At 68.7% G+C, this 20062-nt stretch carries 26 protein-coding genes; 15 read left to right on the top strand and 11 right to left on the bottom strand.

Annotation, left to right across the window (positions count from 1 at the left end):
• Positions 1-19: 19 nt before the first annotated feature.
• Positions 20-1402 carry a glycine--tRNA ligase gene (locus CV755_RS16880; RefSeq protein WP_109281057.1) on the bottom strand — a complete coding sequence of 461 codons (1383 nt, stop codon included), beginning with the start codon at positions 1400-1402 and terminating at the stop codon, positions 20-22.
• Positions 1403-1554: 152 nt separating this feature from the next.
• Here CV755_RS16880 and CV755_RS16885 point away from each other — a divergent pair, with 152 nt between their 5' ends.
• The 4 genes from CV755_RS16885 to CV755_RS16900 all read left to right on the top strand — a co-directional run bounded on the left by CV755_RS16885 (position 1555) and on the right by CV755_RS16900 (position 4714).
• Positions 1555-2532 (top strand): metal ABC transporter substrate-binding protein, encoded by a 978-nt coding sequence (locus CV755_RS16885; protein ID WP_109281058.1) that lies wholly within the window; start codon positions 1555-1557, stop codon positions 2530-2532.
• A gap of 26 nt (positions 2533-2558) precedes the next feature.
• Positions 2559-3326 (top strand): metal ABC transporter ATP-binding protein, encoded by a 768-nt coding sequence (locus CV755_RS16890; RefSeq protein ID WP_109281059.1) that lies wholly within the window; start codon positions 2559-2561, stop codon positions 3324-3326.
• Complete coding sequence (locus CV755_RS16895; RefSeq protein WP_109281060.1) at positions 3326-4201, top strand: metal ABC transporter permease; 876 nt, start codon at positions 3326-3328, stop codon at positions 4199-4201. The genes CV755_RS16890 and CV755_RS16895 overlap by 1 nt, the downstream gene beginning before the upstream one ends.
• Before the next feature lie 102 nt (positions 4202-4303).
• Complete coding sequence (locus CV755_RS16900; protein ID WP_109281061.1) at positions 4304-4714, top strand: Fur family transcriptional regulator; 411 nt, start codon at positions 4304-4306, stop codon at positions 4712-4714.
• 65 nt (positions 4715-4779) lie between these two features.
• On the opposite strand, the gene CV755_RS16905 is transcribed toward CV755_RS16900, so the two are convergent.
• The 5 genes from CV755_RS16905 to leuA all read right to left on the bottom strand — a co-directional run bounded on the left by CV755_RS16905 (position 4780) and on the right by leuA (position 9734).
• Complete coding sequence (locus tag CV755_RS16905) at positions 4780-5301, bottom strand: YcxB family protein (RefSeq protein ID WP_153068686.1); 522 nt, start codon at positions 5299-5301, stop codon at positions 4780-4782.
• The gene (locus tag CV755_RS16910) at positions 5298-6119 is read right to left on the bottom strand and encodes an isoprenyl transferase (RefSeq protein ID WP_109281063.1); all 822 of its coding nucleotides are present in this window, start codon (positions 6117-6119) and stop codon (positions 5298-5300) included. Before CV755_RS16910 ends, CV755_RS16905 begins: the two co-directional genes overlap by 4 nt.
• Before the next feature lie 14 nt (positions 6120-6133).
• Positions 6134-6886, bottom strand: a complete 753-nt coding sequence (gene recO, locus CV755_RS16915; RefSeq protein ID WP_109281064.1) for a DNA repair protein RecO — start codon at positions 6884-6886, stop codon at positions 6134-6136.
• A gap of 167 nt (positions 6887-7053) precedes the next feature.
• Positions 7054-7767: a TerB family tellurite resistance protein gene (locus tag CV755_RS16920; RefSeq protein ID WP_109281065.1), complete on the bottom strand. Its 714-nt coding sequence runs from the start codon at positions 7765-7767 to the stop codon at positions 7054-7056.
• Positions 7768-7964: 197 nt separating this feature from the next.
• Positions 7965-9734, bottom strand: coding sequence for a 2-isopropylmalate synthase (gene leuA / locus CV755_RS16925; RefSeq protein ID WP_109281066.1), 1770 nt, complete (start codon positions 9732-9734; stop codon positions 7965-7967).
• A gap of 293 nt (positions 9735-10027) precedes the next feature.
• Between leuA and CV755_RS16930 the strand changes: the two genes are divergently transcribed.
• Positions 10028-11089, top strand: coding sequence for a M4 family metallopeptidase (locus tag CV755_RS16930; RefSeq protein WP_109281067.1), 1062 nt, complete (start codon positions 10028-10030; stop codon positions 11087-11089).
• 29 nt (positions 11090-11118) lie between these two features.
• On the top strand, positions 11119-11388 hold the full coding sequence (locus CV755_RS16935; protein ID WP_109281068.1) for a protealysin inhibitor emfourin: 270 nt from the start codon (positions 11119-11121) through the stop codon (positions 11386-11388).
• On the opposite strand, the gene CV755_RS16940 is transcribed toward CV755_RS16935, so the two are convergent.
• The gene (locus CV755_RS16940) at positions 11385-11630 is read right to left on the bottom strand and encodes a hypothetical protein (RefSeq protein ID WP_109281069.1); all 246 of its coding nucleotides are present in this window, start codon (positions 11628-11630) and stop codon (positions 11385-11387) included. The two genes, CV755_RS16935 and CV755_RS16940, sit on opposite strands and share 4 nt — an antisense overlap.
• A gap of 149 nt (positions 11631-11779) precedes the next feature.
• On the opposite strand from CV755_RS16940, the gene CV755_RS16945 reads away from it, so the two are divergent.
• On the top strand, positions 11780-12379 hold the full coding sequence (locus CV755_RS16945; RefSeq protein WP_109281070.1) for a hypothetical protein: 600 nt from the start codon (positions 11780-11782) through the stop codon (positions 12377-12379).
• A 10-nt stretch (positions 12380-12389) separates the two neighbouring features.
• Here the strand turns inward: CV755_RS16945 and CV755_RS16950 are convergent, their stop codons facing one another.
• Positions 12390-13235 (bottom strand): hypothetical protein, encoded by an 846-nt coding sequence (locus tag CV755_RS16950; protein WP_241561257.1) that lies wholly within the window; start codon positions 13233-13235, stop codon positions 12390-12392.
• A gap of 425 nt (positions 13236-13660) precedes the next feature.
• Between CV755_RS16950 and CV755_RS16955 the strand changes: the two genes are divergently transcribed.
• The 7 genes from CV755_RS16955 to CV755_RS16985 all read left to right on the top strand — a co-directional run bounded on the left by CV755_RS16955 (position 13661) and on the right by CV755_RS16985 (position 16884).
• Positions 13661-13861 (top strand): hypothetical protein, encoded by a 201-nt coding sequence (locus tag CV755_RS16955; protein ID WP_109281072.1) that lies wholly within the window; start codon positions 13661-13663, stop codon positions 13859-13861.
• Positions 13845-14366: a DUF6879 family protein gene (locus tag CV755_RS16960; RefSeq protein WP_109281073.1), complete on the top strand. Its 522-nt coding sequence runs from the start codon at positions 13845-13847 to the stop codon at positions 14364-14366. The genes CV755_RS16955 and CV755_RS16960 overlap by 17 nt, the downstream gene beginning before the upstream one ends.
• Positions 14356-15234 carry a Scr1 family TA system antitoxin-like transcriptional regulator gene (locus tag CV755_RS16965; RefSeq protein WP_338323667.1) on the top strand — a complete coding sequence of 293 codons (879 nt, stop codon included), beginning with the start codon at positions 14356-14358 and terminating at the stop codon, positions 15232-15234. Before CV755_RS16960 ends, CV755_RS16965 begins: the two co-directional genes overlap by 11 nt.
• Positions 15235-15251: 17 nt before the next feature.
• Positions 15252-15548, top strand: coding sequence for a hypothetical protein (locus tag CV755_RS16970; RefSeq protein WP_153068687.1), 297 nt, complete (start codon positions 15252-15254; stop codon positions 15546-15548).
• Positions 15549-15587: 39 nt separating this feature from the next.
• Positions 15588-15812 (top strand): DUF397 domain-containing protein, encoded by a 225-nt coding sequence (locus tag CV755_RS16975; RefSeq protein WP_109281075.1) that lies wholly within the window; start codon positions 15588-15590, stop codon positions 15810-15812.
• A 70-nt stretch (positions 15813-15882) separates the two neighbouring features.
• Positions 15883-16335 carry a hypothetical protein gene (locus tag CV755_RS16980; protein WP_109281076.1) on the top strand — a complete coding sequence of 151 codons (453 nt, stop codon included), beginning with the start codon at positions 15883-15885 and terminating at the stop codon, positions 16333-16335.
• Between the two features lie 21 nt (positions 16336-16356).
• Positions 16357-16884: a DUF6879 family protein gene (locus CV755_RS16985; RefSeq protein WP_109281077.1), complete on the top strand. Its 528-nt coding sequence runs from the start codon at positions 16357-16359 to the stop codon at positions 16882-16884.
• A gap of 228 nt (positions 16885-17112) precedes the next feature.
• Here CV755_RS16985 and CV755_RS16990 read toward each other — a convergent pair whose 3' ends face one another.
• The 3 genes from CV755_RS16990 to CV755_RS17000 all read right to left on the bottom strand — a co-directional run bounded on the left by CV755_RS16990 (position 17113) and on the right by CV755_RS17000 (position 19064).
• Positions 17113-17325 carry a hypothetical protein gene (locus tag CV755_RS16990; protein WP_241561259.1) on the bottom strand — a complete coding sequence of 71 codons (213 nt, stop codon included), beginning with the start codon at positions 17323-17325 and terminating at the stop codon, positions 17113-17115.
• 31 nt (positions 17326-17356) lie between these two features.
• Positions 17357-18145, bottom strand: a complete 789-nt coding sequence (locus CV755_RS16995) for an SDR family NAD(P)-dependent oxidoreductase (protein WP_109281079.1) — start codon at positions 18143-18145, stop codon at positions 17357-17359.
• 67 nt (positions 18146-18212) lie between these two features.
• Entirely contained in the window at positions 18213-19064 is an 852-nt protein-coding gene (locus CV755_RS17000; RefSeq protein WP_109281080.1) for a helix-turn-helix transcriptional regulator, read from the bottom strand.
• Positions 19065-19227: 163 nt separating this feature from the next.
• On the opposite strand from CV755_RS17000, the gene CV755_RS17005 reads away from it, so the two are divergent.
• Positions 19228-20052, top strand: coding sequence for an alpha/beta fold hydrolase (locus tag CV755_RS17005; protein WP_109281081.1), 825 nt, complete (start codon positions 19228-19230; stop codon positions 20050-20052).
• Positions 20053-20062 lie beyond the last annotated feature (10 nt).

Consider the following 20062-nt stretch of genomic DNA (forward strand, 5'->3'; position numbering starts at 1 on the left):
GCCCGGCCCAACTACAGGATCAGCAGCCCAGCAGGCGCGCGCCCAGGTAGGACTGGATCTGGTCCAGCGAGACCCGCTCCTGCTTCATGGTGTCGCGCTCGCGCACCGTCACCGCGTTGTCCTCAAGGGTGTCGAAGTCAACGGTGACGCAGAACGGCGTGCCGATCTCGTCCTGGCGGCGGTAGCGGCGGCCGATGGCGCCCGCGTCGTCGAACTCGATGTTCCAGTGCTTGCGCAGGTCCGCCGCCAGGCCCTTGGCCTTGGGGGAGAGCTGCGGGTTGCGGGACAGCGGCAGGACGGCGACCTTGACCGGGGCCAGGCGCGGGTCGAGGCGCATCACGGTGCGCTTCTCCATGACGCCCTTGGCGTTGGGCGCCTCGTCCTCGTTGTAGGCGTCGAGCATAAAGGCGAGCATGGCGCGGTTGAGGCCCGCCGCCGGCTCGATGACATAGGGGAACCAGCGCTCGCCGGCCTCCTGGTCGAAGAAGGACAGGTCCTGGCCGGAGCCCTTGGAGTGGGCCTGCAGGTCGTAGTCCGTGCGGTTGGCGATGCCCTCCAGCTCGGAGTACTCGGTGCCGCCGAAGTTGAAGCGGTACTCGATGTCAACGGTGCGCTTGGAGTAGTGGGAGAGCTTCTCCGCCGCGTGCTCGTACCACCGCATGTTCTCCTCGCGCATGCCGAGGTCGGTGTACCAGCTCCAGCGCTGCTCCATCCAGTACTCGTGCCACTTCTCGTCCTCGCCCGGCTTGACGAAGAACTCCATCTCCATCTGCTCGAACTCGCGGGTGCGGAAGATGAAGTTGCCCGGGGTGATCTCGTTGCGGAAGGACTTGCCGGTCTGGGCGATGCCGAACGGCGGCTTCTTCCGCGAAGTCTGCTGCACCTGGGCGAAGTTGGTGAAGATGCCCTGCGCGGTCTCGGGGCGCAGGTAGGTCACCGAGCCGGTGTCCTGGGTGGGGCCGAGGTGGGTGGAGAGCAGGCCGGAGAACTGCTTGGGCTCGGTGAAGCCGCCCTTGTTGCCGCAATGCGGGCAGTTGACGTCGGCCAGGCCGTTCTCGGGGAGCTTGCCGTGCTTGGCCTCGTACGCCTCCTCCAGGTGGTCCGCGCGGAAGCGCTTGTGGCAGGAGGTGCACTCGGTCAGCGGGTCGGTGAAGGTGGCGACGTGGCCGGACGCCTCCCAGACCTCACGGGCCAGGATCACCGACGAGTCGAGACCGACCACGTCGTCGCGCGAGGTGACCATGGAACGCCACCACTGGCGCTTGATGTTCTCCTTGAGCTCCACGCCGAGCGGTCCGTAATCCCAGGCGGCGCGCTGGCCACCGTAGATCTCACTGCACGGATAGACAAAGCCACGGCGCTTGCTCAGGCTGACGATGGTGTCGATCTTCTCGGCGGCCACGGTGCTCTCTTCATTGCGACGATGAACAGCGAATGCTTCAGGTTACCGGCGTGGATACCCCCTGAATCAAATCGGTTCCCGGGCCCGGGGGGACGCTCTCCGGCCACCCAGCTTGTTGACAATCGTTTCCAGTTTTGTTGAAAATGACTGTCATGAACGTCTGCCGGGCTCGCGCCTTCCGAATAACCACGCCTGCCGTCGCCGTGGCCCTCGCGCTGGGCCTGGCCACCCTCACGGCCTGCTCCCCCGACAGCCCGGCGAAGTGGGACAAGGACGGCAAGCTCAAGGTCACGGCCTCGTTCTACCCCCTGGAGTTCCTCGCCGAGCGAATAGGCGGGGACCACGTCCATGTCACCGGTCTCACCAAGCCGGGGCAGGAACCGCACGACCTGGAACTCAAGCCCCGCCAGATCACCGAGCTCGGCAAGAGCGGCGCCATCGTCTACCTCAAGGGTCTGCAGCCCGCCGTGGACGACGCCGTCAAGCAGTCCGGCGTCCGGCATATCGCCGACGCGGCCTCCCTCACCAGCCAGGAAGTCCATGGCACCGAGGTGGACGGCCGCCACCACACCACCGGCGACAACGACTCCCACTCCGAGAACGAGCACGGCGCCGACCCGCATATCTGGCTGGATCCGGTGCGTTACGCCCAGGTCGCCCAGGGCGTGGGCAAGACCCTCGCCGAGGCCGACCCCGGCCACCGGGCCGACTACCTCAACAACACCCACGCCCTGGTCAAGCAGCTGGACGAGCTCAACCAGAAGTTCGCCACCGGGCTGAAGAACCGCGCCTCGGACACCTTCATCACCACCCATGCCGCCTTCGGCTACCTCGCCGAGCGCTATGGCCTGGTGGAGGAGGCCATCAGCGGACTGGACCCGGAGTCCGAGCCCAGCGCCGCCCGGATCAAGGACCTGCACAAGCTGGCCGCCGAACACCATGTCAACACCGTCTTCTTCGAGACCCTCGCCAGCCCCGCCGCCGCCAAGGCCCTCGCCGGTGACCTGCACCTGAAGACCGATGTCCTGGACCCGCTGGAAGGCATCACCGACGCCTCCCGCGGCCGGGACTACTTCGAGGTCATGAACGCCAACCTCACCGCCCTGCAGAAGGCGCTGGGCACCAAGTGACCGACCACACACCGCCGGAGGCAGCCATGGAGCAGCCCGTCATATCCCTGCGGAGCGCCACCGCCTCGCTGGGCTCGCGCCCCGTCCTGCGCGGCATCGACCTGACCGTGCGCCGCGGCGAGGTGGTGGCCCTGCTGGGCGCCAATGGCTCCGGCAAGTCCACCGCGGTCCGCGCCATCGTCGGCCAGGTGCCGCTCACCGGCGGCGAACTGGAACTCTTCGGCGTCCCCCGGCGCCGCTTCAGGCAGTGGGCACGGGTCGGCTACGTACCCCAGCGCACCACCGCCGCGGGCGGGGTGCCCGCCACCGTGCGCGAGGTGGTCTCCGCCGGGCGGCTGGCCCGTACCCGGCTGGGCCCGGTGCGCAAGGCCGACCGGGAGGCCGTGGTCCGGGCCCTGGACCTGGTGGGCATGGCCGACCGGCTCAAGGACTCGGTGAACGCGCTCTCCGGCGGCCAGCACCAGCGGGTGCTGATCGCCCGCGCCCTGGCCGGTGAACCGGAACTGCTGATCATGGACGAGCCGATGGCCGGGGTGGACCTGGCCAGCCAGGAGGTCCTGGCCAAGGCGCTGCGCGCCCAGGTGGATCGGGGCGCCACGGTGCTGCTGGTGCTGCATGAACTGGGCCCGCTGGAGCCGCTGATCGACCGCGCGGTGGTGCTCCGCGACGGCTGTGTGGTCCATGACGGACCACCGCCCGAGGCCGTGGGGCAGCACGCCCTGCCCGGCCATGACCATGTACACCCGCACGCCGATCCGGCCGCGGAACCGACTCGGACGGGACTGCTCAGCTGATGGACATCCTCGACGCCGCCTTTATGCAACGGGCGCTGCTGGCCGCTCTGCTGGTCGGCATCACCGCCCCGGCGATCGGCATCTATCTGGTCCAGCGCCACCAGGCGCTGATGGGCGACGGCATCGGCCATGTCGCCCTCACCGGCGTGGGCCTGGGCTTTCTGCTCAACACCAGCCCGGTGTGGGTGGCGGCCGCGGTCTGTGTCGGTGGTGCGGTGGCCATGGAGCTGATCCGCTCCTATGGCAAGGCCCGCGGTGACATCGCCCTGGCCATGCTCTTCTACGGCGGTATGGCCGGCGGGGTGATGCTGATCAACCTCTCCTCCTCCGGCTCCAACGCCAACCTGGTCAGCTATCTCTTCGGCTCGCTGACCACCGTCTCCCGCCAGGACATCGTGGCCATCTGCCTGCTGGCCGCCTTTGTGATCGCGGCCACCCTGGGCCTGCGCCGGCAGCTGTTCGCCATCTGCCAGGACGAGGAGTTCGCCCGGGTCACCGGACTGCCGGTGCGGCTGCTGAACCTGCTGGTGGCCATCACCGCCGCGCTGACCGTCACGGTCGCCATGCGCGTGGTGGGACTGCTGCTGGTCAGCGCGCTGATGGTGATCCCGGTGGCCGCCTCCCAGCAGATCTCCCGCAGCTTCGCCACCACTCTGGCGCTGTCCGTCACCATCGGCGTCCTCGTCACCCTCTCGGGCACCGCCACCTCGTACTACGTGGACGTGCCGCCGGGCGCCACCATTGTGCTGCTGGCCATCGGCGTCTTTATGGTGCTCACCGCGCTGGCCGCCCCGCTGGCCAGGAAGCGGGCACGCAGCACCGCCGACCAGGAACGCTGCACCCTCGCGGACACCGCGGACGAGGTCGAGGTGTAAGGGCCGCCACGGCGGTCCGCACCGGACGGGCCCCTCCTCCGGGCCTGGCACAATTGGCCGCGTACGTGCGTTGGGTGTGCAGCCGAGTTTGAGGAGGCAACTGTGGCGACCGCCGGTCCCCCGGTACGCGGCCGATCCACCAAGCAGCGGGCCGCGGTGGCGGCCGCGCTGGACGAGGTGGATGAGTTCCGCAGCGCGCAGGAGCTGCACGACATGCTCAAGCACCGCGGCGCCTCCGTCGGCCTGACCACCGTCTACCGCACCCTGCAGTCGCTCGCCGACGCCGGTGAGGTCGATGTGCTGCGCACCAGCGACGGGGAGGCGGTCTACCGCCGCTGCTCCAGCGGGCACCACCACCATCTGGTGTGCCGGGTGTGCGGCAAGGCCGTGGAGGTCGAAGGCCCGGCCGTGGAGACCTGGGCCGATGCCATCGCCCGGGAACACGGCTTTGTGGACATCGCCCACACCGTGGAGATCTTCGGCACCTGCGGGGATTGTGCGGTCAAGGGCTGACTTCGGCAGCGCATGGACCAAGCCGCCCCGGGCATCGCCCGGGGCGGCTTCTCCTATGCGCCATCTCAGGCGCGCGGCAGCCGTGACTCCAGCAGCGCCCGGAGCCGCTCCTCGTCGGCCGGGCCGGCCAGCCCGCGCTTGGGGAGGATCACCATGCACTGCCGGTCCGTGGACAGCAGCACAAAGAGGTCCCGGCGCTCCAGATAGCAGCCGAACTGCATCCACGCCTGCCGGGTGGTGGACTCGGCACCGGCGCAGATCACCGCCTGCTCGTCCACCGTCACCTGACGCGGTCCTTCCCGCCGCAGCCGGCCCCGGTGGAACAGGGCCTGGTAGCCCAGGACTTGCAGGGCGAAGAAGTAGCAGGCCGCGACCAGCAGCGCCCACTCCCTGAGGCCCACCGCGCCCACCCCGCTGCGGTGGATGTGCAGCGCCAGTCCCGCCGGGGCCAGCACCAGCAGCAGCACCGAAGCCCAACTGGTCAGCCGGGCCTTGGTGACCACCCGGTTCCGGGCCCGGATCGCGGCCCGGAAGTCCTCCACGGTCAGCTGGAAGGCCAGCGACACGCTCCCGGTGGAAACGGTCAACGGACCTCCCCCTTGACCTCGTTGGGGATCGCCCCGCCGAAGCGCCGGTCGCGCTGGGCGAATTCCAGGCAGGCCCGCCACAGGTCACGCCGGTCGAAGTCCGGCCACAGCACGTCCTGGAAGACCATCTCGGCGTAAGCGCTCTGCCAGATCAGGTAGTTGGAGGTGCGCTGCTCACCGGAGGGGCGCAGGAACAGGTCCACATCCGGCATGTCCGGGTAGTACATGTACTTGGCGAGGGTCTTCTCGTTGACCTTGCCCGGGTCCAGCCTCCCGGCCGCAACTTCCTGGGCGATGGCGGCCGCCGCGTCCGCGATCTCGGCGCGGCCGCCGTAGTTCATGCAGAAGTAGAGGGTGAGCCTGTCGTTGTCCTTGGTCTGTTCCTGGGCGACCTGGAGCTCCTTGGCCACCGACTTCCACAGCTTGGGCATCCGGCCCACCCAGCGCACCCGGATGCCGAGTTCATCGAGCTGGTCGCGGGTCTTGCGGATGAAGTCGCGGTTGAAGTTCATCAGGAACCGCACCTCGTCCGGCGAGCGGCGCCAGTTCTCGGTGGAGAAGGCATAGAGCGAGATATTGCCGACGCCCATCTCGATGGCGCCCTGGAGCACGTCCAGCACGCGCTCGGCACCCACCTTGTGCCCCTCGGTGCGCGGCAGGCCCCGCTCCTTGGCCCAGCGGCCGTTGCCGTCCATGACGATCGCCACATGCTCGGGGACCAGCTCACCCGGGATCTTGGGCGGCCGGGCCCCGGAGGGATGCGGCTCGGGGGTGCGGTACTCGCGTCGGGGACGGCCCAGAATCCCGCGTCGTGCCATGGGTGCCACTTCTCCTAGTTGCTGTTCTCGACATAACGGAGGGAGCGCAGCCCCCGTTCCAGGTGCCAGTGCAGATACGCCGCCACCAGGCCGCTGCCCTCCCGGACATAGCGCGGCTCGCACGCGTCCGCCGTCGCCCAGTCCCCGGTGAGCAGCGCGCCGAGGAGCTCGATCGACTCCGAGGAGGGTACGACGCTTCCGGGCACCCGGCATTCCCCGCAGACCACTCCGCCCGCGGCGGTGGAGAAGAACCGGTTCGGCCCGGGCATGCCGCAGCGGGCGCAGGCGTCAAAGCTGGGTGCGTAGCCGTTGACCGCCAGCGAGCGCAGCAGGAAGGCGTCCAGGATCAGGTTGGGGGCGTGCTCCCCGGCGGCCAGGGTGCGCAGGCCGCCGACGAGCAGCAGGTACTGCTGTACGGCCGGTTCGCCCTCGTGGTCGGTGAACCGCTCGGCGGTCTCCAGCATGGCGGTGCCGGCGGTGTAGCGGGCGTAGTCGGTGACGATGCCGCTGCCGTAGGCGGCGATGGTCTCGGTCTGGGTGCACAGCGGGAGGCCGCGGCCGACCAGTTCTCCGCCGCGGGCGAAGAACTGCACATCCACATGGGAGAAGGGTTCCAGGCGGGCGCCGAACTTGGACTTGGTCCGCCGTACGCCGCGGGCTACGGCTCGGACGCGGCCGTGCGCTCGGGTGAGGAGGGTGATGATCCGGTCCGCCTCGCCCAGTTTTTGGGTGCGCAGCACGATGCCGTCGTCGCGGAACAGAGTCATGTCACTCATTGTCCCGCACTGGCGGGACGTCTCTTCGCCCACGGTTGCCCTGCGGCTGCCGGGCGCGCCCGGCGAGGGCAGGGCGTCGCGCTTCGGCCGCAGGCCGTGGGTGGCCGGTCGCGCAGTTCCCCGCGCCCCTGGCGGGGCGCCCCCAGCAGGGGCGTGCGCTACGACGGCGTGCGGGTCGCCGCGGTGAGGAGGCGGGCCGTGTCGTCGGGGCAGAGGGAGAGGGCGCGGCCCACCGTGGACAGGACTTCCCGCTCCGCGGGGCGGTAAGGCCCGTCCGCCAGGGCGATCCGCGCCCCCTGGAGCAGAATCGACTCCCGGCCGGCCGGAGCGAGATGCGGAGCCAACGGCTCCAGCGCCTCATGGAGCTCAATCGCCAGCGCCGTACCCCGCGCGTCGAACCCGCTGCCCGACGCGGCCCGCAGCCCCGGCAGCCGCCCCGTGTCCGCCGCCAGCGCCTCGATCAGGGTGACCAGCTGCTCCTCGCTGCAGTCGGCGAACCCCGCGGCCCGTACCGCGCCGACCGCCGCCCGGCGCACCGTACGCGCCTCGGTGCCCCCCGCCGCCAGCACCGCCAGCGCCACCGTGTGCACCGCGTCCCGCAGCATCGCGGAGAAGCGGGTGGTGGTGGGGTGGTCCAGGATGTCCATGCCATAGCGCGCCCCGCAGGCGGTGCACTCCACGACCGGCCCCACCGGCCCGCGCGCGAGCAGCGGCAGCCCGAACACCACAAGACGGCGGCGGCCGACACGGCGGTGGTAGTTGCGGTCACCGCCACAGCCGGGGCAGAAGAACTCGCCGTCACCGACGGTGCGCCACACGGTGCGTACGCCCAGCACACACCAGTCGGGGCTGCGTCGGCCTTGCGCGTGCATCACCGGGCACCTCCATAACGCCACGGCATTGTCGCCGCGTTGACGTGATGTTAGCCACATCGACAATGTGCCGTCAGTACCCCGTACGCAGAGTTGCGCGGAGTTGGGAGAAGTGCCGCTCGAACACGCCACCGATCCCACCGGATCCAGTGGTTTCGGTGGCGCGCTCTTGACAACTCCCTTACGGGGCAGGGCATTCAGCCCCGGTAGGCCCGGTTGACCGCCGACACCAGCGCCTTCAGCGAGGCCCGGGTGGTGTTGCCGTCGATGCCGATGCCCCACAGCACCCGGCCGTCGATCACGCACTCGATGTACGAGGCGGCCTGGGCGCTGGCGCCCTCGCTCATGGTGTGCTCGGTGTAGTCCAGCACTCGCGCGTCCACCCCGATCGCGGCCAGCGCGTCCACAAACGCGGAGATCGGGCCGTTGCCGGTACCGGTGAGCACCGTGGGCGTCCCGTCCACCACGGCCTCCACGGTCAGCGCGTCGGTGCCCTCGCCACCGGTGGTGGTCTGCGCCGAGCGCAGCTGGATCCGGCCCCAGGGCCGCTCCCCGTCCGGCAGGTACTCGTCCCGGAATACCGCCCAGATCTCCTGCGGGCTGACCTCACCGCCCTCGGCGTCGGTACGGGCCTGGATGATCCGGGAGAACTCGATCTGCATCCGGCGCGGCAGGTCCAGCTTGTGGTCGTTCTTCAGCACATAGGCGATTCCGCCCTTGCCCGACTGGGAGTTGACGCGGATGACCGCCTCATAGGACCGTCCGACGTCCTTGGGGTCGATGGGCAGATACGGCACCGCCCACTCCATCTCCGACACATCCTTGCCCGCCGCCCGGGCCCCGGCCTCCATGGCCTCGAAGCCCTTCTTGATGGCGTCCTGGTGGGAGCCGGAGAAGGCGGTGTAGACCAGGTCGCCGGCGTAGGGGTGGCGCGGATGCACCTCCATCTGGGTGCAGTACTCCACGGTCCGCCGGACCTCGTCGATCTGGGAGAAGTCGATCTGCGGGTCCACGCCCTGGGAGAACAGGTTCATCCCCAGCGTCACCAGGTCCACATTGCCGGTGCGCTCGCCCTGGCCGAACAGGCAGCCCTCCACCCGGTCCGCCCCGGCCATCACTGCCAGCTCGGCCGCCGCCACCGCCGTACCCCGGTCATTGTGCGGATGCGCCGACAGGCACACCCACTGCCGCCGGGACAGGTTCCGCGACATCCACTCGAAGCGGTCCGCATGGGTGCTGGGCGTCGAACGCTCCACCGTGGCAGGCAGGTTGAGGATGATCTCGCGGCCGTCCTCCGGCTGCCAGACGTCCATCACCCCCTCGCAGACCTCCAGCGCGAAGTCCAGCTCGGTGTCGGTGAAGATCTCCGGGCTGTACTGGTAGCCGAAGACCGTCTCCTCGCCCAGCAGCTTCTCCGCGTACTCCATCACCAGCCGGGTGCCGTCCACCGCGATCTGCTTGACCTGCTCGCGCGAGCCCCGGAAGACCACCCGGCGGAACAGCGGCGCGGTGGCGTTGTAGAGGTGCACGGTGGCCCGGTGCGCCCCGCGCAGCGACTCCACGGTGCGGGCGATCAGCTCCTCACGGGCCTGGGTGAGGACGGAGATGGTCACATCCTCCGGTACCGCGCCCTCCTCGATGATCGACCGGACGAATTCGAAGTCGGTCTGGCCGGAGGAGGGGAAGCCGACCTCGATCTCCTTGTAGCCCATCCGCACCAGGAGATCGAACATCTCCCGCTTCCGGGCCGGGGACATCGGGTCGATCAGTGCCTGGTTGCCGTCCCGCAGATCGGTGGAGAGCCAGCGCGGCGCGGCGGTGATCCGCCGGTCCGGCCAGCTGCGGTCGGGCAGGTCCACGGCCTCGTACCGGCCGTAGCGGTGCACGGGCATACCGGACGGCCGCTGGGTGACGGTGGCGGCGGTGAGGGGAGTGGGACGGCCTACGGACTGGAAGGTCTCGGGCATGGTGCGCGGCGCTCCTCGGATATCCGCTGAGGGGACGGCCGACGGGGTGGCTGCGGGGCAGCACCTGACTCCGCGGGGAGGGGGTCGGCCTATCGACTACAGGCCCTCACCGCGGCAGCTAAGCAGGAGCATCCCGGAACGCATGGTGCGCAGCACCCTAACCGAGTCCCCCGGCCCCCGCCCGTCCGTTCCAGCATGCGGGACGGACGCCCGTATCGGACCGGCGCCACCCATCTTTGTGAATCCGCACCGGACGCGCTGACAGCCCCGTACCCCGGTGCGACATTGCGTCCATGAACCCCACCGAGAGGCCATACGTCCACCACGGCATCGTCCCCCCACACCTGCTCGACCGGCTGGCCCGCTCCGAGGATCCCCGCCACCATGAGCCCGCCCTGCGCACCCTGGAGCATGACTCCACCCTGCGCACCCGCCGCCTGCTGACCGCCTCCCGTACCACGGCCGCCGCCCCCTCCCCCGCCCCGGCCGATCACCCCCAGCGCACCATCTATGACTCCGGCCACCAGCAGGACCTGCCCGGCCGGCAGGTGCTCGCCGAGAGCGACCAGCCCTGCAAGGACGCCACCTGCAACCGGGCCTATGCCGGGCTGGGCGCCACCTTCGACTACTACCTGCACGTTCATGACCGGCACTCCATCGACGGCGCCGGTCTGCCGCTGATCGCCTCGGTCCACTACGGCGAGAACTATGACAACGCCTTCTGGGACGGCGAGCAGATGGTCTTCGGCGACGGGGACGGCGAGGTCTTCGGCGACTTCACCGGCTGTGTGGATGTGATCGGCCATGAGCTCACCCATGGCGTCACCCAGCACACCGCCAACCTGGAGTACTACGGCCAGTCCGGCGCGCTCAACGAGTCCCTCTCGGATGTCTTCGGCTCGCTGATCAAGCAGTACTCGCTGGGCCAGACCGCCGACCAGGCCGACTGGCTGATCGGCGCCGGCCTGCTGGGCCCGGACATCCATGGCGTGGCCCTGCGCTCCATGAAGGCCCCCGGCACCGCCTATGACGATCCGCGCCTGGGCCGCGACCCCCAGCCGGCCACCATGTCCGGCTATCTGCACACTCCCCGCGACAACGGCGGGGTGCATCTCAACTCCGGCATCCCCAACCACGCCTTCTATCTGCTGGCCACCGCGCTGGGCGGCCATGCCTGGGAGCGGGCCGGCAAGATCTGGTACGCCACCCTCACCGGCGGCGACCTGCCCGCCGACGCCGACTTCGCCACCTTCGCCCGGCTGACCGCGGCCACCGCCCGCTCGCTGTACGGCGAGGGCGCCGAGACCGGGGCCGTGCTCAAGGCGTGGGCCCAGGTGGGCGTCCCCACCTCGTAGCCACGGCCCGTACGGGCCACAATGAGCCCATGCGGATCGTCATCTCGCGCACCGGGGGCTTCGCGGGCATTGAGCGCCGGGCCGAACTGGACACCACCGGCCGGCCCGACGCCACCCACCTGGAAGCCCTGGCCCACCGCGCCCTGGCCCCGGGCCGCGACGCACCCGGCGGCCGGGGCGTGCCGGACGGCTTCCACTACGAAATCACCGTGGACAACCGCAAGGTGCACCTCGCGGATCCCCATCTCACGGACGACCAACGGGAGTTGATCCGGACCATTCTGCGCGAAGGCGCCTAGCCAAGTCCCCGGAATGCCTGGCCGAAGACCTCTCGCGCCCGGTCCAGCACGGCCTGGCACCATGTGGCGTCGTCGAGGGGGGCGAAGGCGGCCTTGAGAGCCTGTTTTTCCGGGGCCGCGACGGCCTGGTGAGCGGGGCGCCGGAGGTGCAGCAGGTTGTAGAACAGGCCGTCGGCCGCGCTGCCCTGGGACGGACCGCGGATAACGCCCGCACCCTGATCACCGCAAACCCGTCCGGGCACCGGGGCGTGTGCCGGACACCTTCCACTACCCATCTCAGCGCCGCTCCACGGAAGTTGATCCCAACCGTCCTGCGCAAAGGCGCCTCGAACTCCCTTTCACCCAAGTAGGGTTTGTCCCCCCTCCTCCCTACACACAGGGCCGGTGTCCAATGAACACAGCAACCGCTCCCGCTCTGCCCCCGCGAAGATTCACGGACCGCCGAATACCCGCTCTCCTCGCCGCAGTTACCCTCCTCCTCTCCGCCCTCACCGTCATCCTGGGCACGGGCGCGGGCGCCGCCCATGCCGCCACCGCCGGACGCTCGTCCAGCGGCTGGTCCTGCTCCGGGGCACCCGTCCCCGCCGGGTATGTCATCACCAACTACGACCGCAACGGCTGCAACGGCCAGGGCTCCTGGTTCCACCAGCCCGTCCGCGACGGCATCTGGACCTGCTCCGGTTCGCCCATCGTCCCCGGCTATGTGATCGCCAACTACGACCGCAACGGCTGTAGCGGCATCGGCGCCTGGTACCACCGGCTGGCCCGCAACGGCCTCTGGACCTGCTCCGGTTCGCCCATCGTCTCCGGCTATGTCATCACCAACTACGACCGCAATGGCTGCAATGGCATCGGCGCCTGGTACCACCAGCTCGTCCGCAACGGCATCTGGACCTGCTCGGGCTCACCCATCCCGCCCGGCTACCGCAGCATCTCCTTCAACAGCGGCGGCTGCAACGGCATCGGCTCCTGGTACACGGTACGCAAGTAAGCCCCTGGGCTCAGCGCACGCCGGGCCCACCGGCCGAGCGCCGCTCCCGGACCACGGCACGTAGTCGGTCCACCCGGTGCCGGATCTCGGCGGCGTGCGCGGGGTCCATGGCGGCGGCCGGTCCCTCACCATGACAGGTGCGGCAGAGGCCGCCGGAGAGTGCCTGGGGTGTGCCGGGGATACCACAGCCGGTGCACTCCAGGATGCGGGCCTGGCTGACCGGAACGCTCACTTCGGGCGGCAGTTTGTCGATCAGCCGCCTGCGGATGAACGCACCCGGGCAGTGAATCGGTTCCCCCGGCAGCCCAAGCCCCAGCAGGCGCGCGAACTCGCCTTCTCCCACACCCCGTTGGAACCATTGCTCGGCCAGTGGGGCCAGGGCCGCGCACTCGGCGGCGGAGAGGGCCAGGCGCGGCTGGCTACGCCCGAGCGCGGCCAGCGCGCGATAGGCCCGCGACGGCCCGGCTTGCGGCCTCTCGGCCACCTCTTTCGGGGTGTCCCCCGCAAGGAAGGTTGACCACCACTGGTCATCGCGCGGCGTCCGGCTGAAGAAGGTGCGGGTCACCCACTGGGTACGCCCCTCTGCGGCGGGCTCCTGCACTCGCCTCAAATGACCTGCCCTGGCGAGGTTGTTGAGCGCGGTACGCACCGCTTGCTGCCCATACGCCGCGAGCTGCTTCGCCAGCGTCTTGGCGTCCATGGCGGCGCCGTCCGGCAGCCGGTCGATATACGCGGCGATGGCCGCCTCGCGGGCGGGGAGATGCGCGAAGTCGCGGGCGGTGCGAGGACCTTGATCCGGAGCGGAGCGTTTGCCGTACCCGGGGGCGGCCATGGGGGTAACCTGGGCAGTAGCCATGAGATCGACCTCGCAGTCTGGGATCTTGTGGTCAGGCCCTCGGAGGTGTTGCCACACCGACCGGGGGCCGTTTGCTTTCTCAGCACGCTATACGGCCTCGGCGGCCTCTCCGCCACGGATTCCGAAAAGTCATCCGTTCGAGTGCGCAAGGCAGTTGGCGGGCCAGGACGCCTGGGTGGGTGGGCGGGTCAAGCCCGCCACCCATTCCTTGGAAAGAGCGCTCGGGGTCCGGGGGCCGGAGCTCGGGAGTATGCAGTCGAAGGTGGCCCCAGGAGAGCGCCACAGAAAGCGCAGGGGCACTCCGCACCTTGATCTTTAGTCCATGACGGGAATATCTCCGAGGCGGCATGGACGCCTCATGCCCGACCTGCATACGGTCAGATGCAGGAGACCCAACCGGGGTCAGCCTCCAAGGGAGTTGGCACATGGCGCTTACGCGGCTCACGGGCAGCGGACAGGGCGACTGCGGCAAGAAGGACTGCCCGAACGTCTACCTCGACGACTCCGACGGCGGCTTCGTCGTCCAGGGCGAGACCTCCAACGCGTTCCAGCCCCCAGCCGGTGAAGCGTTGGTCAAGATCCCTGAGAGGGTGTTGAGGGAGGCATTCCGTGCTCTTGGCTGGTGACGCCTGGGACGCCAAGTTCCGGGACTTCGCAAAGGAAGCGTGGCGACTTGAAACGCTGCCCCAGTACATCGTCCCGCAGGAAGCGGAACAATTCTCCCGGTTCCTCTCCGGCCAACCAGTGGTTCCCGAAGACGATGACGAATGGATCGACCTGATCCAGAAGCACCGGGAGACCGGCGGAAGCATCGGACGGGTCCACATCGTCACGCGGCCGCTCTCGGACTATCTCCGGTTTGAGTTCGCACAGTACTATGCCCCGCAGTTCGACGCCGGGGAGGACATCCGAATTCTTGACGTAACGGACCGGCCCAACCCGCTGGCAGACGTTCAGGATTTCTGGATGTTCGACCGGTCCACGGTCGTACTCATGAACTACGAGCCGGACGGTAAGCAAATCAATCGGGAACTATTCAATGGGGACCCCACACCGTTCCTGGAGTACCAGCGAATCGCCCTCGCCGAGGCTGTGCCGTTCTCGGAGTACGTGAAACAGCTTGACACTTGAACCCGCAGAGCTGGGCCAGAGCAAGGCTGACCTGGCGGAGACGCTGAGAGAACTACGCAAGCGAGCCGGCCTTACGGGGGACCGGCTCGCTCAGCGTTGTTCCATGAGCCAATCCAAAATCAGCAAGATTGAAACGGGTAAACGAACCCCGTCGCTCATGGACGTAGAACGGATCTTGAGGGCACTGAAGGCGCCTCCTGGCCTCATCGCCGAAGTAACAGCCCTGGCCCGAATCGCTAACACCGAGTGGCAGGACTACCGGTCGCTCCTCCGCAAGGGGCTCGACAAAGGGCAGGTCGAGCTAGCCGAGGTAGAGAAGATCACCACCGAGTTCCGGTTCTTCCTGTTGTCGATGATTACCGGCCTGCTCTCGACGCCTGAATACATCAAAGCCAGCCTCGACGACGTCGAGGGCGACCTAGGGAAAGTGATAAGCAAGAAGCTGGAGCGACAGGCTGTACTCTATGACCAATCGAAGTCGTTTACATTCATTCTTACCGAGCAAGCCGTGCGGTTTACGAAGATCCCGCCACACGCCATGGCCATCCAGATCGATCACCTGGTGTCACTTTCTCATCTGCCCGCGGTGAGGCTTGGGGTCATTCCCGTGGATACATATCTGCCGGGATGCCCGCTGACAACGTTCACGGTATATGACGAATGCATGGCAACCGTGGAAGCGTCTACTGGAGTGATGATGTTCCGCGACCCCCCGCGATGTATCCGCGTACCTCGACGAATTCGCCGGATACGAGGAGAGGGCACTGTTCGAGGATCACGCACGAGAACGCCTGTCCGCATGGGCCAATGCTTACCGTTCATGATCTTTAGTCCATCACGGGAATGCAGGTCATATCCGCTCGCTTAACGGTCCACAATCTCTCCATGACCACCGAAACCGATACTGCCGCACAGCAAGCCGACGCTTTCATGGCGGGAAAGAAGAAGGCCGATGACACGGCCTTCATGCTGGGTCGTGTACTGGCTGAGATGGGCATCAAAGTCGGGGACGTGGACTCGTGGCCGCTGCTGACGGGCCGCGCATCCCTCAGCGGTGAGCCGTCCGTCTACCTCGGGACGGTGCCGTTGCCGACGGCACGCAAGCTGATCAACGCCCTGGTCTTCGCGGAGTCCAGGAGGCGGAACCCGCCGGAACAGTGCGACTGCCGTTACGACGCCTAGCTCGGTATCCGCACCCACCTCAATCAGGAAGGCACGGCCATGACCGGCCTGTACAGCCTCACTCTTGACGGCGCCCAGTTCTCCAAGGCGTGCGGAGGCAACACCCACCCCGACGGCGAGGCGTGCGTAACCCTCGCCCGTATTGGAGAAGACGCCTGGGCTCTGGGCGACAGCAAGCGCCCGCATGCCGCACCCCTGCGATTCACCACGGCGAAACTGAACGCGGCGGGGATCAGTCCGTCCCGCTTCGGTCTCTCGGTCTGACCGACAACGGCTCCCGCCCTCCCGTACTCCAGGGCGGCGGGAGCCCTTCACCTACAACTGGACGGGAACCGTGCACTTCCACGGCTACCTATGGGTCGGCGACAAGGCCGTCTTCGACAAGGAGAGCCTGCGCCGCCCGCCCCCGGCGGACGAGCCGCCGGCAACCTGCCCACCGGACGTCATCCAGCGCTACCGGGAAGCCGTCGCCCAATGGCGCACCACCGATGTACCACCGCTCCAGACCGCCCACTTGTTGCTGAAGCCGGCCAAGGCAATCCGGGGAACCTGGAACGATCCAGCGCAAGCCGCGCAATGGGTGAGTGGCCAACTCGCCCACTACACAAGACACATCAACAGTTCCCACAACCGGCATGCCGTCACTTCCGCCTACGCGGCCGAAACCCTGGCCCGGGGCGACGACGTCTCGTTCGGGTTCTACCTCGGACGTCCCCTGTTCCTCAGCATCGCCGTGGTGACATGCTCGCCGAACCGGTCGGCACCTGAACTCCACTGCCCCGCATGACGCCCCTCAAGGAGGCTGAACATGTTCCTGGACGACGAAGAGTGGAAGGCCAAGTTCCAAAACTTCCAGGCCGAGGCGTGGAGGCTCGAAAGGCTTCCTGAATACCGCGTACCCCAAGAGACGGAAGAGTTCGCCCGCTTCCTGGCCGGGGAGAGGCCCGCCGTCACATACGACGACGACTGGCAGAGGCTCATCCGCTCACACACGGCATCCGGCCGCGCGATGGGGCGGGTCCACATCGTCACGCGCCCGCTCTCGGACTACCTCCGCTTCGCGTTTCAGTACTACGCATACAGCGTCAAGGCAGGCGAGGACGTCCGCGTCCTGGACGTGACCGACCGGGAGAACCCTCTCCCGGACTTCCAGGACTTCTGGATCTTCGATCACTCGACGGTCGTGCTGATGCACTTCGACGCGGAGGGCAGGCCCGTCAGTCGCGAACTCTACGAGGGTGACCCGGAACCCTTCCGGCAAGCCCAGCGGATCGCCATGGCCGAGTCCGTACCGCTCTCCGAATACCTGAAGGGGACCGCGTCCGAAACCATCTAAAAGCCCAGCGTCCCCGGGGAGTTGATATCGACGGTGACCACACCGGGCGGGTAGGCGCCCTCATCGCCGGTCAGCGGAATCGTCATGGCGGCAAGCACACGGCGGGAAACGCTCTCCTCTTCCGACTCCGCCTGTATCGGACGGCAGCACCAGCCATATTGCCGACCAGCACATTGAGCGCCTAATGCCGGTCGGCGCTGGCTTTGACGGCTCCGGCGTCAACAGTGGTCACGCGCGCATTGCCCGGGCCGCCCGTGCCTTTCTCGCAGCCATCTCGTAGATGTTGCCCAGGACATCGGGAGCCCGCTCGAACTCCTCATCACTGATGTCAACGCCGATCACGTTCCGGACGACTTCCCGGTCAGCGGCAAGGCGCTCGGCGCGCTGCGCGGCGGTAAGGTGCTCCGCCGCCAGCATCTCGACCAACCGGCCGATGCTCATATCGCGTTCCATGGCCAACTCGGCCAGGTGCTCACAAGCCCGCCGCCCGTCTCCGGTACAGCCCCCGCATCCGCCGTGCCATCACCCCCGGCGCATGCCGTTGCAGCCACTCCCCCACCCGGTCACGGGCCGGGAAGACGATGACCGGGCGGTTGCGGGCGACTCCGGCGAGGATGATGGCCGCCGCCCGGTCGGCGGGGACGGAGCCGGGCGGGGCGGGGACATCGCGCTTGCGCTCGCCGAGGATCGGTACGCCGAAGATGCCGGTGTCCACCATGCCGGGGCAGACCACCGAGACCCGTACCCCATGCGCGGCCGCCTCCGGGCGCAGGGAAGTGGAGAGGCCGACCACCGCGTATTTGGTGGTGTTGTAGAGCGTCTGCATCGGCACCGGGATCAGGCCGGAGATGGAGGCCGTATTGACGATATGGCCCGAGCCCCGGGCGCGCATATGCCCATACGCGGCGCGGGTGCCATGGATCGCGCTCCAGAGGTTGACGGAGATGATGCGTTCCCAGTGGGCGGTGGTGGCCCGGTGAAAGGGCAAAGTGCCGCCGATTCCGGCGTTGTTGAACATATGGTCAAGGCGTCCGTGCCGCTCCACGGTCTCGTCCACCAGGGCGGTGACCTCCGCCTCCCGGGTCATATCCACGGTGTACGGGTGCGCCGACTCGCCCAGCGAGGCGGCGAGTTGGGCGACCCGCTCCCCGTCGATATCGGCCATCACCACCTTCGCCCCGGCTGCCAGGAGCCGGCGGCTGAGTGCCAGGCCCATTCCGGAAGCCGCACCGGTCACTATGGATACTTGGTCATTGAACATGGGCGGGTTTCCTTCCCGTAACCCGCCTTCCCGCTGCGGAAACCGGGCCAGTTCAACCCCGTACCAATCAACCGACGGCCGCAAACGCCTCGTTGCTCAACTCACGCAACAGGGCCAGCCGTTGTACCGCCTCCGAACCGGGCGGCGGGGTCAGGATGATGACGCGCTGGTCGCCGGAGGGGGCGAGGAGGACCTGGCAGTCGAGGACCAGGGGCCCGGTCTCCGGGTGCAGCACCCGCATCCGGGACCGGCGGCGGACGGCCACCTCGTGGAGCGCCCATAGCCGGGTGAACTCCTCGCCGGTGGACAGCAGGCGGGCCAGCAGACGGGCCGCGGCCGGGTCATCGGGGCGGCGGGCCATGGCGGCGCGCAGGTCGGCGATGTGCAGACGGCTGTAGTGGTCATGCTCCTCCGGCGGGTACGCGGCCCGGGCAGCCGGGTCGGCGAACCAGCGCCAGACCACATTGCGGCCGTGTTCGGAGACGGTGCAGACGCCCCCGAGGAGGGCCTCGGCAATGGGGTTCTGCGCCAGGACATCACCCAGGGCGCTGAGGATCTGGACGGGTGTGGTGGGCAGTTGGCCGAGCAGATGCAGCAGGCCGGGGGCGATGTGGTCGCCGGAGGCGGCCCCGGCGGGCGGCTGGTGGCCGGCGAGAAGACAGAGGTGGTCGTGTTCGTCGGAGGTCAGCCGCAGGGCGCGGGCCAGGGCGGCCAGTATCTGCGGGGAGGGCTGGGGGCCCCGGGCCTGTTCCAGGCGGATGTAGTAGTCCGCCGACATGCCCGCCAGCTGCGCGACCTCCTCGCGCCGCAGGCCGGGGGTGCGACGCCGGGGCCCGGCGGGCAGCCCCGCGTCCTGCGGACGTATCCGCTCCCGGGAGCGGCGCAGAAAGTCGGCGAGTTCCGGGCGGTTGATCGTCATGCGGACATCCTGCCCGGCCGCGGACCGTATCCAGGGACTGCCGGTCCCAGGTTGATCAGGTCTCTGCCGGGCGAGGGCGGGCGGCGGCAGTGTTGCCGGGGACGGGCCAAAGGGGCCCGTAGCCCGTAGCCCGCAGCAGCGAGACAGCCGAAGGAGAGCGACCATGGCCACCGTGACCGTCGCCGACGCCCTTGTTCACTACGACGTCCACCGCGACGTCCACCACGACCGGACCGGAGAGGGCGGCGGCGAACAGCCCGCGCTGCTGCTGGTCCATGGAACCGGCTCCGCGGGCGCCGGGCTGACCTGGGGGCAGATCGCGCCGGTGCTGGCGGGCGAGGACCGCACCGTGATCACAGCGGATCTCTCCGGCACCGAGCGCACCACCGACGGCGGGGGCCCGCTGACTGTCGAGGGCCTGGCCGCCCAGGTGATCGCCGTGATCGAGGACGCGGGCGGCGGGCCCGTGGATCTGCTGGGCTTCTCCATGGGCGCGCCGGTGGCCGCCGCCGCGGCCGCCCTGCGGCCGGACCTGGTACGGCGGTTGATCCTGGTCGCGGGCTGGGCGCACACCGAGGGGGACGAGTATCTGCGCAACAACTTCGCGCTCTGGCAGCAGTTGGGCGAGAGCGACCCGGCCGCCTTCGGCCGCCTCGTCGCCATGACCGGCTTCAGCCATGGCTTCCTCAACGCCATCGGGCGTGCGCAGGTCGAGCAGCTGGTCGCCAATATGCCGCCCACGCCCGGCACTTTGCGCCATGTGGACCTCGACACCCGGGTGGACATCCGCCGTCTGCTGCCGCGCGTTCAGGCGGAGACCCTGGTCATCGGGGCCACCCAGGACGCCACCGTGCCCGTGGAGCACAGCCGCGCCCTGCATGCCGCCATCGGCGGCAGCCGGTACGCCGAGATCGACGCCGGGCATGTGGCCTTCTTCGAGAAGCCGGAGGAATTCGCCAAGCTGGTACGGGAGTTCATCACCGGCTGACCGGCTCGCC

Origin of the sequence: Streptomyces orinoci (assembly GCF_003121295.1) — a bacterium.
Taxonomy (GTDB): Bacteria; Actinomycetota; Actinomycetes; order Streptomycetales; family Streptomycetaceae; genus Streptomyces; species Streptomyces orinoci.